This is a genomic window from Nocardia carnea, from assembly GCF_029869215.1.
Taxonomy (GTDB): domain Bacteria; phylum Actinomycetota; class Actinomycetes; order Mycobacteriales; family Mycobacteriaceae; genus Nocardia; species Nocardia carnea_B.
In genome coordinates this window covers 1-2851 of sequence record NZ_JARWPM010000286.1, presented here as the reverse complement: position 1 = coordinate 2851, position 2851 = coordinate 1, and the positions used below count along the sequence as shown (strand labels likewise).

1 protein-coding gene is annotated in these 2851 nt (G+C 69.7%); it reads right to left on the bottom strand.

The window, feature by feature from the left end; translation table 11 throughout:
* Nucleotides 1-2763 (bottom strand): amino acid adenylation domain-containing protein (locus QH276_RS19880; RefSeq protein WP_280396986.1); only part of this gene is annotated, 2763 nt, incomplete at its 3' end.
* Between the last annotated feature and the right edge of the window lie 88 nt (nt 2764-2851).

Below are 2851 nucleotides of genomic sequence, written 5' to 3'. Positions count from 1 at the left end.
CCCCAAAACCCACGTATAACAAGCCAGCAGCACCACACTCGGCGTCACACCGATAGCCCGCGCACGCGAAACGATCCGACTCCAGACGTCCGCATCCAGCCGGACCTCCCGCCGCACGAACCGCGGCCGCCGCACCCTCGCGGGTGACACCCGCAACGGCAACTGCGGACCCGGCGGCAACTCCGGCAACCGCGACCGCCAATACGACAAAGCCGCCCGCACCTCATCATCCGACGGTGCGCAACCGAGCACGTAGTCACGGAATTCGATGGCCGGTGGCGCCATCTCGAGCTCCGGGTCCGTGTACCACCGGGTCCACTCGGAGAGGAGCACCAGTGCGCTGAGCCCATCGACGACCAGACTGTCGAAGACCACACACACCCGGGACTTCGCACCGTCGCGCACGACCCGGATATCGAACAACGGCCAGTCGGCGGCATCCAGGACACCGTCGGCCATCTCCTCCCGCAATGCCGCGGCGACTCCGTCGAAATCGCCGGCGGTATCGATGACCGGGATCCGGTACTCGGGAGTATGGGGCAGTACCCGCTGTTCGCCGTCGGCGCCGACCACCGCACGCAACATCGCATGCCGCTCGATCACCCGGTTCCAGGAGTGCTCCAGCCGGGCCACATTCAGGCTCGGCCAGTCGTATTCGAAATACAACTGCGCGCCGATACCGCCCAGGTCGAAGTCGGCCGACCGGCCCAGCCAATACGCCACCTGAATATCGGTCAGGCCGAAGGGATCCAGCCGGTGTGCGATATCGGCAGTCACGGCCGGGGCGGCCGCGGCACTGCGCAACCGGTCGCCCGGTGCGGCGGTATCGGTGGCGGGGCGGTGGTGGCCGAGCCCGGCGACGGTCGGGTCGGTGAAGAACTCGCGCAAGGTCACGCGGAGGCCGAGTTCCCGGGCAAGGCGGCTCACCAGGCGGGTCGCCGATAGCGAATCCCCGCCGGCGGCGAAGAAATTGGCGTCCCGGCCGGGGAGCGCGCCGCCGAGGATTTCGTGCCAGATCCGCGCGATCCGGGTTTCGAGCCCGGGGCGGACCGGCTCACCCCGTGCGGCTCCGTCGCCACCGGCGGTGGCCGCTTCGGCTCGCCGTACCAGGGCGGCGTGGTCGATCTTTCCATTGCCCGTCAGTGGCGGGTCCGCTAGCGCGATCAACTCGGGCGCCCAAGCCGAGGGGACCCGGTCGGCGAGGAAGCTCGCCAGATCCGCGGGAAGTTCCGGTTCGACGAAGGCGACCAGCCGCGCCCGGGCGCGCTCCCCCACCGCCAGCGCAATGGCCCGCCGGACCCGCGGGTGCGCGGTGATGGCCTGCTCGATCTCCCCGAGCTCGACCCGATGCCCACGAATCTTGACCTGACGGTCGGCGCGGCCCAGGAATTCGAGGACGCCGTCCGGACGATAACGGCCCAGGTCTCCGGTGCGGTACCAGCGAACACCGCCCTCGTCGAAGAACGCGGCCGCGGTCAGGTCGGGTCTGCCACGGTAACCCCGCGCCACACCCGCACCACCGATCAACAACTCCCCCGGCACCCAATCCGGACGATCCCCGCCGCTCCCGTCTACCACCCGAAAGCGCTGGTTACGCAACGGGCGACCATACGGAATCGACGTCCACTCCGGGTCCACGGTGCCGACCTCGAAGTAGTTCGACCAGATCGCCGCCTCGGTCGCACCACCCAGCGCGACCAGACGACACCCCCCGGACAGGGCGGCCAGCCGGCCGGGCAGATCCAGGCCCACCCAGTCCCCGGACACCAGCGCCAACCGCAGCGCCGGCGACAGTCCCGGCCCGGATTCCGCCGCCATGAGCAGCATGTCCAGCATCGCCGGCACCGTGTTCCACACCGTCACACCGTGTTCCCGCACCAACGCAAGCCACCGATCCGGATCCCGCCGGTCCGCGTCCGCGACGAGCACCGCGCTCCCACCCGCACCCAGCACACCGAACAGATCGAACACCGACAAATCGAAATCGACAGCCGCAACGGCCAGAACCCGGTCCTCCCCGCCCAACCCGAAGCGTTCGCGCACATCGGCCAGCGTGTTCACCGCCTGCCCGTGCTCGACCTCCACACCCTTCGGAACGCCTGTGGAACCGGACGTGAAGATCACGTAGGCAAGATCGTTATCGCTGCCGCGATGCACCGGCGCCGGCTCGTGATCCTCGGCGTCGGCGATCGCCACCACCGGCACTCCACCGGCGCCCGGTTCGGTGTCGCGCACAACGCCTCCGCCAGCGACTCTCCCGGGAACATCTCCTGACCCCGGCGAGGAGATCTGCTCGGCGGCACTATCGGAACCTGCCGTACCGGCGATACCGGCAATGTCATCGGAGCAGCCGGTACCGATGACTTCGGCATCGTCGGCGGCGCCCTCCATAGGGGTGTGCTCGGCGATATCAGTGGTTCCGCCGGCGTGGTCGCGCGGCACAATTGTGTGCGACCGGGCAGAGTCGTCGGTGAGTACCACAGCGACCGCGGCCTGTTCCAGGATCGCGGTCCGCCGCTGCGGCGGCTGGTCGCTCCCTACCGGTACATAGGCGGCCCCCGCGGCCAGCACTCCGTACAGCGCCGCCACCTGCGCCGTGCCCCGCGCGGCGCAGACCGCGACCGCATCGCCGGGCCGGACACCGTGCGAAATCAACAGCGCCGCGATCCGGCGGCTGTGCTCGGCGAGTTCGCCGAACGACACCGTCGTCTCGCCGTCGACGAGTGCCGTGCGACCGGGATCGGCCGCGGCGATATCGAACATCGCCGCATGCAGCAGGGTGTACGGAGCCCTCCGGACAGAGCAGCGCGCAGGCGCCGCGGGGAGCCGAAAGAGCGGCTACGGCCCCGCG